Raw genomic sequence first — 13,912 nt, 5'->3', positions numbered from 1 at the left:
TTTGCATACGATCAACCATGCCACTCAGATCCGTGCCCATATTGAAGACATTCGCTACTATCACGATTGAGCATGCCACCTAGGACCCCCCTCCGGCGTAACGGGTGCGAATGACGCTTCCGAGACCACGTCCGATCATCATTCCAAGCCACGCGCACATCAATTGAACGGCGGCCATCAAAGGAAAGGTAAGAAGAACAGTCCAAAGGGTGGCGTATCCGTAGGAAGCTCTAGCAAATCAATAAGTGGATATCCCGGAGAGATTGTCGTCCGACGCTCCAGTCATCAAACCTGGACTGAGCACTTTCAGAAAGCCCAGATTCCTTCGCCGTAAATAGCAGACTGTGGTTTGGCTTTGTGTAGTTGCGATGGTTCTATCGCGCCATATCCAAATCGAGACTACCCTCTGGGCCGTTCTCACCTCCACATCTTGGGTGCAATCAAAAGTGACCGTTACATTTGGATGCAGGCGGACTACGGTCTTGGTAGGAGAGAAAGATTACGACCTGCATGCTCAATAACGGAAGACCGAAACCAGATGGAGAAGAGGGCTTCGCGGATACGCGCGTCCTTGTGGAATTTTGAAGACTCAAGGCCCAAACTTCCGTCCGGCTCACCGCCGGTTTCCTGTGCTCTCTCTGGCTCGACCGCGCAGTCAAAGTGGGAAATTTAGCCGTTGTGCAGACTTCAGCGTTGCACAATCCTTTCGAAGGGATGCCCGCGGTCGAATAATTTTCTTGACTCGCGGTCCGATGCCCTTGCTATGATGATCGAAATAAAAACACAAGGCCACTTCGACCAGGTCTTGTATGTGCTGTGATCGCACGATTCACGGCAGCCTTTTCTTATTGCCTAAATCCAAAACTGGCTGCACGGCACAGAGTCAAGACGCGTCCAGGCTCTTCCGGCATTTAAACCCAAACAATCAAACTTTCTTTTCTTGCGGTCCAAGCCATTTCCGACACTCGGAAGCGAGTTTGTTCAGCTTATGAAATGAAAGTTCGACATGGTGGTACTGCGTTCCACGACATATTCGAGGGAGTCGGAGTTGTACCCTGAACCGCCGATAAACACGCTTGTAGATTCAGGAATTTTTTTGCTGAGATAACCCGCTTTATTTCTTGATCTTAAAGCGAACTAAGCACCAAAGTAATCATTTATCGGTTGAAAGTACCCGTTTTATTGAGTACTCTTGCACCATTATCAGCCAATTTTTAACGTTGAGACCACATCCGTGGATCAATCGGGCGCTTGGTGTGCATGCACCTTGCTTTACCCGTATACAGGAGAGTTTTCATGCCAAAAATCGCCATCATTTCTTCCGTTCTTACTCTGGCAGCAGCACTTTGCGGTAATGCTCTGGCCCTCTCGACGGGCACGGCTGCAAATTCTGCCACTCCGGTCTCTGTTCAGGCTGGCGAAAAACTGCAGCTTAAGGTTCCGGCCGGAAATTCTGCAGTGACCTGGTACGTCAATGGCGTAGCAGGTGGGAGCACATCGCTCGGCAGAGTAACGCCCAGCGGCCTCTACACTGCGCCCGCTACCGCTCCAGATACCGATATCGCGTTGACCGTCGTCGACTCGCTAAATCAGCGTTCCACACCGGTCGCTCAAATAAAAGTAGTTGATAACCCTGCAATTCTTGAAGCCCACCAGAAATGGATCGACGGAGCAATCGAAGCCGCCGCTGTTTATGGGTGCTTACACCCCACAGTTCAACAAGATGGAACAGAAAGCGTGGCAGATGCTCTCAAGGTCTATCTTCTTACAGCCGACAAATCAAGTTGCTTGATCCTATCGCCTGTCTCCCCAGATCCCGAATCGAAACGTTACTCCTACGCTTGGGGAGGGAATGTCGACGGTGTCGACATTTATTACATTTCCGATGTCAGCCGCCCGCGGATACTGCTGGGCGATCCAATACCGGGTGAATAGCCCAATGCCGGCAACACGCACGACTGTTACGCCGCAACATCGTAGTCAACGCCATTTTTGGAGATTTCTTGTGAAGCAATTCATCCCCCATAACCTGCCGTCAATCGGCGTCGTACTTTTATCCAGCCTCGTAGCGCTCGGTTCGCCGTCCGCTTTCGCCGGCAGCGTAACCCTCAATCCTGGCGCGAATGTGCAGGCAGCTGTCAATGCGGCTCCCGCCGGAACCGTTTTTTATCTCAACGCCGGCACTTACCGTATGCAAAGCGTAAAGCCTAAATCAGGCGACGCTTTCTCGGCCAAAGGGACCGTGGTCTTCAACGGATCTCAGGTCCTGTCGTTCAAGGCCACAGGCAATCAGTATGTCGCGAGCGCTAAATTCGACGGCATCGCGCATGGATCCTGCGTGAGCACATCTCCTTTGTGCAATTACGATCAGGATCTCTTCATCGACAACGTGCTTCAAACAAAGGCAACCACCAAGGAAAACCTGGAGGCAGGCTCGTGGTATTTTGACCACGCTAACAACCAGGTTTACATTCCCACGAACCCAGAAGGTCACACCATTGAACTTGGGATGAGTACATATGCGTTCTATGGTTCAGCTCCCAATGTCACGATTTCCGGCATCACAGTCGAAAAATATGCCAACGAGGCGCAGACCGGTGCTCTAGGGGGCGATGGCCCAGGCTGGGCAAATGGATTGGGCTTCGGATGGGTTTTCGAAAATTGCGAAGCCCGCTTCAATCACGGTGCTGGTGCATTTGTGGGACCAGGAGACAAGATTTATAAGACCTATCTGCATCACAACGGTCAGCAAGGCATCAAGGCAACAGGAACTAACGTCCAGATTATCGACGATGAAATTTCCTTCAATAACCAGGATGGATTCGATACAGGCGTTGAGGGCGGCGGCGGAAAGATCATGGGCACCAATAATCTTCTGGTGCAGTCGAATTACATCCATGACAACCTGGGAATGGGCCTTTGGGCGGACACCAACAACATCTATAGCACCTATGAAGATAACACCTTCGTTAACAACGAAAACGGCGGACTGATGCATGAGGTCAGCTACAGTGCCGTAATCAAAAACAACACGTTTATCGGCAACTGCCCCCATCAGTTGGTCTGGCTGGAGAGCGCACAAATTCTCATTCAGAACTCTTCAAACGTTGAGGTCTACGGCAATAATGTCACGGTGCCGGCCACCGGCGGCAACGGCATCACAATCGTGAATCAAAATCGCGGCAGTGGCGAATATGGATCCTACACCGCAACGAACGACTACGTTCACAACAATACAATTACCTACCTGGGAACCACCGGCTACTCCGGAATTGGCGACGACACAACGCCATACCAGTCAAAAAACAATACCTTCAACCATAACCGCTATATTCTGAAAGGCGGCGGCACTACCCACTGGTACTGGTACCGTGACATGACCTGGTCAATGATGACGCAGATTGGAAAGCAAGAGGGACAAGGAAGCTGCTGCCAATAGGTTTGCCTGAATGAACCTTGACAGCTAAGCACTTCTTTTAACTCAGAACTGCGCCGTTTTGGCGCGAAAACGTGGGATAGATTCGAACGGGAACGTATCATTGACCCGCCATTTGAGCCCTGCCGACAGCAATTTGCGCGGCGGGGCTCAACTTTATTCTAGAAGCAGACAACCTCGGGTCTGCCAGATGCCTTCTATCTTCTATATTGCATAAGCCGGCAACACAAGCAATGGGCGATAGATTGACTGACCGGCAATTCCGGTCCGCCACGAGGCGCGTGGTTCTCCGGAAATTCATTCGTGAGACATACCGTTGAGGGCTCGGCGAAACGAATCAAAGGCATGATTGTATTTGACCTCAAACAACACTCCCCCGGTTTCGACCTCGATGAGAGTTACGAACTTTCGATGAGCAGACTGATGAAGGTCCGAAGCTAAATGATCGGGTCTTCATCGAGTCCTGCCTGTGATGCTATTTGAATGCAGAGACACGATAGATGGGAGGAGCGAATGTTGACACTTGATAGACATGCAACGCAGGATCATGGCATAAACGAAGCCTCCGAGGACCGATATTTCGAGGGGCTTGCGGTGTACGGCGACGATTTCAATGAAGACCAGATTCGCCAGTGGTACGCCGAGGAAGAACACGGCTACTACAACCTGACTCAAACCTATTCGAAGCACGTCTATGGCTATCATGAACTGAACCGCTATCATGCTTTTCGATTCTTGCCCGGTCCCTATGAAACTTGTCTGGCGATGGGTTGCGCCACTGGGGAAGACGTGGAGCCGTTGAGCCCGCGCGTAAGGCGTTTTGTGGCGATCGAGCCAGCCGAGAAGTGGTGGCGGCAGACAATCGGGGGCAAGCCAGCACAATTCAGTAAGCCTGCAATGGATGGAAGCATTCCGATCTCCTCTTCCAGCATTGATCTGATCACGTCACTAGCCGTGCTGCATCATGTGCCCAACGCGAGTTATGTTTTTTCCGAAATGTGCAGGGTGCTGAAACTTGAGGGACGACTCGTTATGCGAGAACCTATCTGCACGATGGGAGACTGGCGTAATCCGAGAAAAGGCCTGACCAAGAACGAGCGGGGATTTCCACCGGGATGGCTGGAAACCCAGGCATCACGCAATGGATTGCGCATCGTGAGGAAAACCTATTGCTGTTTCCCTTTGACCGTTCGCCTGGGCAAAATGCTCCGCGTTAGCAGCGCCTATGATTCTGTCGCACTGGTCCGACTCGATGCCTTCTTGAGTTGGCTGACCAAATTTAATCTGCACTATCATAGGGACTCGGTTTTCAAGAAAGTAGCCCCTATTCATGCTTTTTACATTTTCGAGAAAACGAAGAGAGAGCTTGCCTGACGCGTCAAGAACCCCGATATCTCACTCGCGAATATTCCGCTCATTCCGGTGCGACAGATAGGGATTCGCACCCTCTTTTTGATTTTCCTGCGAAAAAATTCACTTCCGATCGATGGAGAAAATCCAGTGAAAAGCATTACGATTTCTATCCTCGTCACTATCCCGTTGTTATTAGCAGCACTTAATTGCACACTCCCAGCGCGTGCCGCAAATGTGGTTCATTTGACGCCCGGCGCAGATGTCGCGAAGGCTGTTCTCGGGGCACCGGAAGACACGACCTTTCTACTGGCAACGGGAACATACCGCATGCAGAGCGTCAAGCCAAAGAATGGGGACGTGTTCCAAGGGCAAGCGGGTGTTATCTTCAATGGCTCGCAAATTCTGACATTCGAAGCGATTGGCAACTTATGGTATGCAAACGCCAAGTTCGATCATTTCGAAGATGGCAAATGCGAGCCGTCGCATCCGTTCTGTGTGGACGATCAAGACCTATTTATTGACGGTAAGTACCAGACTCCAGCGGCCTCTAAGATGGATTTACCTTCCGGATCATGGTATTTCGACCATCTGAGCAACCAGGTCTATCTTCCTGACAATCCAGAGGGGCACACGGTCGAATTAGGAATGAGCAAATATGCATTCTTCGGCGCTGCCTCCGGAGTCAAATTGATCGATATTGTAGTAGAAAAATATGCGAACCCGGGACAAACTGGCGCGATCGGGGGCGATACCTGGGGGAATGGTTTGGGAGCACAGTGGTCGCTTCAGAATGTTGAATCCCGCTGGAACCACGGAGCAGGTGCATATCTGGGCGCAGGAGGCATGATTTCCAAAAGCAGCTTCCATCACAATGGTCAGATCGGCGTCAAAATGATCGGAGCAAATACAAGCCTCATCGACAGTGACATCGGCTGGAATAATCAACAAGGCTTTGACACTGGCTGGGAAGCAGGTGGCGCTAAATTTGGAAATACCTCGAATCTCGTCGTCAAGTTGAACCACGTTCATGACAATCTCGGCGAAGGCCTCTGGACAGACACGAACAATATCAACACTACCTACGAGCAGAATATTGTGGAGAACAACCTATCGGGTGGGATTATGCACGAGGTAAGCTACTCCGCGCTCATCAAGAACAATACTATTAGCGGCAACGCAGCAGGCGTCCTCGTGTGGTTAGAGAATGCGCAAATCTTAATTCAGAACTCTTCCAACGTGGAAGTAGTTGGAAATACGGTCGTCGTACCCGCGAGTGGAGGAAATGGCATAACGCTCGTAAATCAAAAGCGAGGTGGGGGGACCAACGGGCCGTGGGTCGTTCAGAACGACAGAGTCCATGACAACACCATCACTTACTTGGGTCCAAAGGGCTACTCCGGAATTGCAGATGATACAAAACCCCACACATCCAATTCCAACTCTTTCGATGGAAATCGATATATCCTCAAGGGCGGAGGAGCCAACCACTGGTATTGGTACTATGACATGTCATGGGACAAGATGACCCAGATCGGCCGCCAGGAAGCTCATGGAAACTGCTGCAACTAGGCGAACCCTCATGTATACCTCCATGGCTGGACCGAAGATCCAGGACTTAGGATCTTCGACTATATCTGACTTTAGGGTCTCTTTCGATGTATCGAGGCCTGAGGGCTTAAGAGATTGCTTCCGCGCTATGTTAGCCAGCCCGGAATTATTGGATTAGCAAATTCATCGGGAACCGGCTCATCTTTGTAGAGAGTAAACTTTGCCGTTCGAGTGAATGTGCACCGTTTGCCCAGGAGTGATCTGAACATTAAACTCCGGCTTCCCCACAACTGTAACTGCAGATGGTCCGAGGTTTTTGACGTCAACCTCCCACGGTTGCCCCATCGCATCGGCCTTCGGAATATTTCCGGGCAAGCTCAACTCTGCGGGTGCATTGATCAGCTCCAGGAGCTTGCCACCATCGGCAACATTGATGGTTCTCGTGTTGGGTGGAAGATGGACTACAGGCTTGTCCTGAAGTGAATTCATCTGTCCGAAGAGAATGGCTAGACAGATCAAAAGGCTTTTCATACAACCTCGCACAAATCGGAATGTCGCTCCCGACGATTACGCCTCCAAGCTGAGATCCGCTACAGGATCGTTGGAATCAGCTGGCGCAAACGAGTGGCCACGAATTGTCAAATAGAACAACAGCTCTACACGATTCGAAACACCCAATTTTTCGAACGCGCGAAAGAGGTAATTTTTGACGGTGTGTTCGCTCAACGCCAGCTCATTTGCAATGGCGCGATTTGTCTTGCCCTTTGCAGCGTATTGGACAACTTGCTGTTCTCTGGCTGAGAGCGTGGGCGCATCACCGGTAGGCGTGACGCTGGGAGCGGGAATGTTCTTGAATGCCTCCAACAATGAGTTGGTTTCTTCCCTTCCAGCCCAGATGAAGCCCCTTTTGACACGGTCAATACAATCAGCAAATTCCGACATCGAGTGTTGCCGTGAAAATACAGCGCGCGCGCCAGAACGAAACGCTGTGATTACCGACTCCGATGTTGCGCAATTTAGCAGCATAACAACGAATACCTCTGGATGAATACTATTCACCTTATATGCCAGATCAAATCCCGTGCCGGGAATTGAATTCAGGTCAGAGCTGATTACGACGATATCTATCTTCCTTATTGCGAGTTCACGCAAAAGATCAGCGCAATCCAGAATCATCGCATCACAATCACATACCCGTCTGAGGGCCATCGCCAGGAGATCACCACTCATTGAATCGCGATCCACGATCAGTACTTGATAATTTTGAGTGCCGCTTTGAACCAACTTCACGACTTTCCTCCAGAACACACAAGGGAACAAACAAAAAAGTTAAGTGGAAGGCCCAAGGCTAGATACATGCAATACTTGGATAGATGCAAACGGCTTCCGCATAGATGGTTAACGCAATAGTACCCACGCAGTAACCTAGAGATATCCCTCGTTCGCAGTGTTCTTTAGGCGGCCGGTGATCGGTTTTATACAGACCTCTTGCGTGAAGTGCTGATCCCGCAGGGGGTCGCATATAAACTCTCTTCTCTATTAAGCAATCTTTTGGCTCACGCGTTCTGAGGGGTTGATTCCTCTATCCGATCACTCGGAATAGAGAGACGCTCCACTAAGGCACTCTGAATTTCTCACGCATTTTTCAAACATTCGGCGTCTTGTTCCCTTGCTGATAGCGGGATATTCTCGGGACACTTATGGAAGTGCTCGACATCACTATGCACCGTAGAACAGCGACCCGCTACAAATTGCGCCTCCCTGTGATCTTCAAGTGGAACGACGGGACTGACCATACTGGTGGCGGTTTTACAAGCGATGTATCCCTTGATGGGGCACTCATTGTCAGCAGCAGTTGCCCTAAAACGGGATCTACTATACGGCTGGAAATCCTATTGCCATCACCCGACTGTAGTGGTGAGGAACTCAAGATTGAATGTGTAGGCGAAGTAACGCGAGTTGAAGAGCGTGTTGGATCGGTTGCCTTTGGAGTTCATTGTATTTTCGACGACGAACACTTGACTCGCGAGTTCCTAAATTAACGAACTAGGACAATCAGTCAATTAGTTGGCTGACTGTCACGATACTTGCTTTGGAAGCACAGAAAATTGGGACTCCTCATTGCACCTGAGGTAAACCGAATTTAATCGGATGTCCCTAATGAGATTGAAAGCGGTCTTGTGACCCAGAGGGCGAAGCTAGGTCCTGGCAGTGATGATTTGTACTCCTGGAGAAAGAAGATGAACAGCACGTCAGAAAGAGATATTTCCCATCCACAATGGTTTGCAGTATGGACAAGATCCAGACAAGAAAAGATCGCAGCTTCGATGATCGAAGCTCTCGACATTCCAATCTTTCTTCCATTGAAATCAGAGCTTCACCAGTGGAGCGATCGAAAACGCAAAATTACTATCCCACTATTCAGTGGCTACCTATTTGTCCAGATGAACATTGCCAAGGATAGTCGGCTTCAAATCTTGAAAGTGCCAGGGGTGGTCGGATTCGTCGGGAACCACACAGGACCTTTACCCATTCCGGACCAGCAAATTGAAAACGTTCGGACACTGCTGGACGCAGGTATCGACTACATCGTCGGCCCCTTACTTAAAGAGGGTGACAGAGTCAGGGTAATCAGAGGTTCCCTATCTGGGATTGAAGGAACCGTGGTTCGGACCGGCTCAGATACACGGCTAATCTTATCGGTTGATTTAGTAAGGCAGTCCCTAAGTATTCGCATCCCTAGCAACGATGTCCAGTTGATTGGCGAACAGGCAGCCTGATCGTGTACATAACCGGCAGACATGTGGCTTGGTACACAGAGAACGCAATCAAGTGAGGAGCACTTCATGAAAGACATTCACCCTTTCACTCTGACACTGGTGGCTTTAGCTTTTGCTGCAGTGAGCAGTCGCGTCCCAGCACAACAGCAGGTTGTTGCAGTCTCAACACCGTCAGGGCACTCTACCGATGGTCCTACGCTCGAGCAGCGTCACCCACGATATGAGCTGCAGCGGGAAGACGTGGTAATGCTGACATTTCCTCTGTCGCCAGAGTTCAATCAGACGGTGACAGTCCAGCCAGATGGATATATCAGCCTGCAAAATGCGGGAAGCATCTACGTGAAGGGGCTTACCGAGCCGGAGCTTTCGACCGCTGTGAAGAACGCTTACAAAGGAACGCTCCATGACCCCATCGTCAACGTTGACATTACGGACTTCCAAAAGCCCTTTTTCATCGTTTCCGGTCAGGTGGGAAAGCCAGGACAGTATGAATTACGTTCTGATATCACTGTCTCCCAAGCACTGGCAATCGGTGGTGGCATGACAATGCAAACGGCGAAATCGCAGGTTTTCCTCTTTCATCGAACCAACGATAACTGGTATGCGGTAAAGAAGATTGATCTAAAAGACATTCTCCACGGAAAGAATGTGAACGAAGACGTGATGATTCAGCCGGGAGATATGATCTACGTTCCGGAAAATCGTATCTCTGTTTTCCGCAAGTATGTGCCGTACTCCTTAAACGCGGGCAGCTATCTTTCGCCCACGCCGTTTTAAGTTTCCGCGTTTCTACGCACACGACGAACTCTTTCACTGAAGGGACCTAGCGTTATGAGGCAAACCATTACACAACGCAATCACGGAAGCAACACTTCGGATATCTCCATCCGCGATGTAGTCGCTCCCCTCTTCCGTCATAGACGTACCCTCCTGACCACGTTTTTCTCGCTGCTTGTGCTGACCACCCTTATTGGAGTGCTGAAAGGATATTCCTATCGCTCCCACATGGCGATCCTGGTAAATCGTGAACGGCTTGATCCGCTCGTATCGACTGAGGCCACAACTCAACAGGTCACCACGAGTACTCCAGTGACTCCCGAAGAGGTCAACTCTGAGATAGAGCTGCTGACCAGTCGCGATGTTCTTGAGCAGGTCGCTCGCGAAAACGGGATGGATAAAATACCGAATGGATTTTCTCTTGAAAAGTTGTTGCACCCAAATCGGACCGAGCAAGATCGTCTCGCGCTTGCGGTCAAGGCGCTCGCCGCGAACATAAAGACCAAAGTCACGACCAAGACGAACATTATCGAAGTCACATATTCATCCTCGGATCCCCAACTCGCATACGGAGTATTGAATTCTCTGGGCCGCCTTTACACCGCGAAACATGTTGCGGTTCACAGGCCTGCTGGTTCATACAACTTCTTTGCCACGCAGACAGACAAATATCAGAAGCAGCTCGAAGATGCGGAAGATAAATTGCGCGCTTTCGCCAAGCAGAATGGGACCGCCGCGCCAGATGTTCAGATAACGAACATGTCGCTTCAGTTGGCCAACTCGATTGGCGCTCAGCACGCTGCCCAGCAAGCGATAGCCGCCGACGAAAAGCGGATCCAGAACGACCGAGAGCAGATGAGCAAAACTCCACAGCGATCTGCAACAACGCAGATGAGTTCAAGCGCCGATAAGCTTCTCGACGACCTGCAAGCCAGTCTTCTTGCCGCACAGACCAAACGTACGCAATTGGCACTGAAATATGACGAAAAATATCCGTTGGTTCAAGAGGCCGATCAAGAAATCGCGGAAACAAAAGCGGCAATTGCAAAGGCCGAGAGCACGCGCTACGTCACACAATCGACGGATCGTGATCCAACCTTTGAATTGCTGCGGGAAGACCTCGCCAAATCACAAAGTGATCTGGCTGCGCAACGCGCTGCTCTGGCCGCCAGCAAAACCGGTATCCAAAACCTGCAGTCGCAGATGGTTAATCTCGATCAGCTATCGATTGAACAACAGGACCTTTTACGCGAGGCTAAGTCCGACGAAACCAACTATCTGCTTTATGAAGGAAAGCGAGAGCAAGAACGGGCCACCGATGCCTTGGATAACACGAGAATTGCAAACGTAGCGATTGCTGTACCGCCAGCTATTCCGGTGCTACCTCAATACGGATTGTCCATCATCTTGCTTGCGGCTTTCGGTTTGAGCCTGGCAGTTAGCTTGGCAACTGTCTACACCCTCGATTACATGGATTCCTCTTTCCATACGCCGGCACAGGTAGTAGAAACGCTTGGAATTCCTATCGTCATCAGTGTCCCCAGGAAGACGGCATAGGACGGATTGTCTATGATCGCGCAACATTTCAAGCTACGAGAGCAGCCATTCGGAGTTACTCCCGATCCGAAATATATGTTCCCGAGCACCTCGCATCGTGAAGCACTCGCTTCGCTTCTCTATGGGCTACAATCCGGTCTCGGCTTTGTCTCGCTGATTGCAAAGCCCGGCATGGGAAAAACCACGCTTTTGTTTGAGGTATTGAGCAGACTTCGAGATACCAAAACAACAGTATTCCTCTTTCAGACGATCACGACGCCTATGGACCTGCTTCGTGCGATCTTAATCGATCTGGGAGCAAAGGATGTACGAAAGAGCCTGGTTGATCTACAAACTCAATTAAACAAGGTCCTGCTTAATCAACACGCTGCACACAGATCTGTAGTAGTCGTACTCGATGAAGCTCAGAACCTCAACGATTCCGTACTCGAAACGGTTCGAATGCTATCGAATTTCGAGACTTCAAGCCAGAAGTTGATGCAAATCGTCCTTGCTGGTCAACCTCAACTGGCCGAAAAGCTCATGACCTCTGATTTGCTGCAACTCCGTCAACGAATATCGATCTTCGCCCATTTGACGCCGCTTTCCATGAACGAAACAGCAGCGTACATCCGCCATCGGCTTAGGTACGCAGGGCTGGAAACGGAAGAGTCTATCTTTACTCCTTCCGCGTTGGCATTGATTGCACGACACAGCGAAGGCATACCGCGAAATATCAACAACCTTTGCTTCAATGCAATGTCTCTGGCGTTCGCGTTAAAGCGTCACAAGATCGATTCGGAAATCGTCAACGAAGTTATTTCAGATCTGAGCGTTAAAGAACATCTGCTATCCGCCGAAGGGGGCCAGCTGGGATTTGCAGAAAGTGCGCCTCTCGAAATCTCAGAAGAGAAAGAAGAGATTTTCATAAGCTCCGATGACCATCCAGCCCAATCAGACGTCGGTAGTCTCATCGCGTCGTCTGAACATTTAATTCCGGAACCGCAGAACCATGACCTACAGACCAATGCATCACAAATCTACGAATATTACGATCCCATTTCGAGCGATAATCCTCTCCAAATATCGAGTGAGAAAGAATTAGCCGATTTGGATACCGAGATAACGTCAAACAACGTTGCGCTTCTCGACAGCCCCGCATTCGCAGGTTTCGAACGCCACTCAAGGTGGGGCTCAAATTCAGCGTCATGGAAGCTTGCAGCCGTCGTTACTATCGCATTTGTGACAGGAGTGTGCGTATGGTTTGGAATAGTTGACTATCGAGTAGTTTTTCCGGGGCGTGTTATTCAGGCCAGCTCTGAAGCCATGCCTGCGCTCAGCACAGACGACAGTCAAAGTGCCGATCAACCGAAATCTGTGCCCAGCACTGCGCACGCGCACAGAGGATCGGTACGCGTAAGGAAAGCCGAATCGCTCTCCGCGCTTTGCGACAGTGTCTACGGTAAATGCACTCCCGAACTAATCGAGCAGCTACTCGCATCCAACCCCTCCGTTCTCTACCCGAACCGTCTGAACCCAGGACAGATCATTACACTTCCCCTCGACACTCACAATGCCAAAACAGAAAGGTGAGCGCAGATGTGTACGGCAGCACATCGGCGCAAGGAGATAGGAAAACCATGAGCAAGCATTTCGAACTATTGCAGGAACTGGAGAGAGAACAGTCCCGACGCTCTGAATCCATTCCAGCACCTGTCTTTCCACATGAGGAGTTGATTGCTGGAAGCAGTGATCAAAGTCGATGGGCTACTGATGAGGCCTTGCGCCTGGTACAGCAGATCTTTCTGCAGAAAACGCAAGATCCGCCGCGTGTCGTCGTATTCGCAGGCGTTGACCACCGAAGTGGATGCAGCCAGATCTCCGCGTCTGTGGCCGAGGTTCTTGCCAAGCATTCGACTGAACCAGTGTGTCTGGTGGAAGCCAACTTCCGCTCCCCTGCTCTTCCTGAGATGTTCGGCACCACAAATCATCATGGTCTGGCAGACGCCCTTCGGCGTAAGGAGCCTATCTCTTCATTCGTTAAGCCTTTGTCTCAGGATAAACTTTGGTTGCTTTCTTCCGGGAAGCTAGCGGACGACTCTCCGGAGTTGTTCTCTTCTTCTAACTTTGCTGGAAGGATCACTCAGCTCCGCCAACAGTTTGACTTTGTAGTCATCGATGCGCCGCCGCTGACGCACTATTCCGATGCCGTTGCAATTGCCAAGCACACGGATGGTCTTGTGCTGGTTCTGGAAGCAAACTCAACCCGGAAAGAAGCAGCAACGGCGATAACGCAGACCCTACGCTCCGCGGATATACCTATTCTCGGAGCGGTGTTGAACAAGCGAACCTTCCCAATTCCCGAACAACTTTATAGACGGATTTAACTTATGCCTCCCGTGACCGGCCACTTTTGGTGATGTCGTAGGTGAGGAGCGCAACTCCCATACCACCGCTTGGGAGCACAGTTCGCAAAGGTTCA

General features: G+C 50.5%; 12 protein-coding genes and 1 pseudogene. 10 read left to right on the top strand and 3 right to left on the bottom strand.

Annotation, left to right across the window (positions count from 1 at the left end; translation table 11 throughout):
- Positions 1-79: 79 nt before the first annotated feature.
- Positions 80-217: pseudogene (locus OHL22_RS25140) on the bottom strand (hypothetical protein); the annotation flags it as partial.
- A gap of 1,079 nt (positions 218-1,296) precedes the next feature.
- Here OHL22_RS25140 and OHL22_RS18585 point away from each other — a divergent pair.
- The 4 genes from OHL22_RS18585 to OHL22_RS18570 all read left to right on the top strand — a co-directional run bounded on the left by OHL22_RS18585 (position 1,297) and on the right by OHL22_RS18570 (position 6,358).
- Entirely contained in the window at positions 1,297-1,935 is a 639-nt protein-coding gene (locus tag OHL22_RS18585; protein WP_263340741.1) for a hypothetical protein, read from the top strand.
- Between the two features lie 70 nt (positions 1,936-2,005).
- A complete protein-coding gene (locus OHL22_RS18580; RefSeq protein ID WP_263340739.1) occupies positions 2,006-3,439 on the top strand; it encodes a right-handed parallel beta-helix repeat-containing protein in 1,434 nt (477 codons plus the stop codon).
- Between the two features lie 591 nt (positions 3,440-4,030).
- Positions 4,031-4,810, top strand: a complete 780-nt coding sequence (locus OHL22_RS18575; protein WP_263340736.1) for a methyltransferase domain-containing protein — start codon at positions 4,031-4,033, stop codon at positions 4,808-4,810.
- Positions 4,811-4,936: 126 nt separating this feature from the next.
- Complete coding sequence (locus OHL22_RS18570; RefSeq protein ID WP_263340734.1) at positions 4,937-6,358, top strand: right-handed parallel beta-helix repeat-containing protein; 1,422 nt, start codon at positions 4,937-4,939, stop codon at positions 6,356-6,358.
- A 177-nt stretch (positions 6,359-6,535) separates the two neighbouring features.
- On the opposite strand, the gene OHL22_RS18565 is transcribed toward OHL22_RS18570, so the two are convergent.
- Complete coding sequence (locus tag OHL22_RS18565) at positions 6,536-6,868, bottom strand: hypothetical protein (protein ID WP_263340733.1); 333 nt, start codon at positions 6,866-6,868, stop codon at positions 6,536-6,538.
- A 36-nt stretch (positions 6,869-6,904) separates the two neighbouring features.
- A complete protein-coding gene (locus tag OHL22_RS18560; protein ID WP_263340730.1) occupies positions 6,905-7,627 on the bottom strand; it encodes a response regulator transcription factor in 723 nt (240 codons plus the stop codon).
- Between the two features lie 410 nt (positions 7,628-8,037).
- On the opposite strand from OHL22_RS18560, the gene OHL22_RS25135 reads away from it, so the two are divergent.
- The 6 genes from OHL22_RS25135 (at position 8,038) to OHL22_RS18535 (ending at position 13,817) form a co-directional block, all read left to right on the top strand.
- Positions 8,038-8,379, top strand: coding sequence for a PilZ domain-containing protein (locus tag OHL22_RS25135; protein ID WP_396127117.1), 342 nt, complete (start codon positions 8,038-8,040; stop codon positions 8,377-8,379).
- A 198-nt stretch (positions 8,380-8,577) separates the two neighbouring features.
- Positions 8,578-9,117, top strand: a complete 540-nt coding sequence (locus OHL22_RS18555) for a UpxY family transcription antiterminator (protein ID WP_263340728.1) — start codon at positions 8,578-8,580, stop codon at positions 9,115-9,117.
- A gap of 66 nt (positions 9,118-9,183) precedes the next feature.
- Entirely contained in the window at positions 9,184-9,894 is a 711-nt protein-coding gene (locus tag OHL22_RS18550; protein WP_263340725.1) for a polysaccharide biosynthesis/export family protein, read from the top strand.
- Between the two features lie 54 nt (positions 9,895-9,948).
- Positions 9,949-11,451, top strand: a complete 1,503-nt coding sequence (locus OHL22_RS18545; protein ID WP_263340722.1) for a GumC family protein — start codon at positions 9,949-9,951, stop codon at positions 11,449-11,451.
- Between the two features lie 12 nt (positions 11,452-11,463).
- A complete protein-coding gene (locus OHL22_RS18540; protein ID WP_263340719.1) occupies positions 11,464-13,023 on the top strand; it encodes an ExeA family protein in 1,560 nt (519 codons plus the stop codon).
- A 47-nt stretch (positions 13,024-13,070) separates the two neighbouring features.
- Positions 13,071-13,817 carry a CpsD/CapB family tyrosine-protein kinase gene (locus tag OHL22_RS18535; RefSeq protein WP_263340717.1) on the top strand — a complete coding sequence of 249 codons (747 nt, stop codon included), beginning with the start codon at positions 13,071-13,073 and terminating at the stop codon, positions 13,815-13,817.
- The last annotated feature ends 95 nt before the right edge of the window (positions 13,818-13,912 follow it).

It is taken from the genome of Acidicapsa dinghuensis, from assembly GCF_025685685.1.
Classification (GTDB): Bacteria; Acidobacteriota; Terriglobia; order Terriglobales; family Acidobacteriaceae; genus Acidicapsa; species Acidicapsa dinghuensis.
The sequence above is the reverse complement of the archived record's forward strand: the minus strand, read 5'-3'. Positions and strand labels throughout refer to the sequence as shown.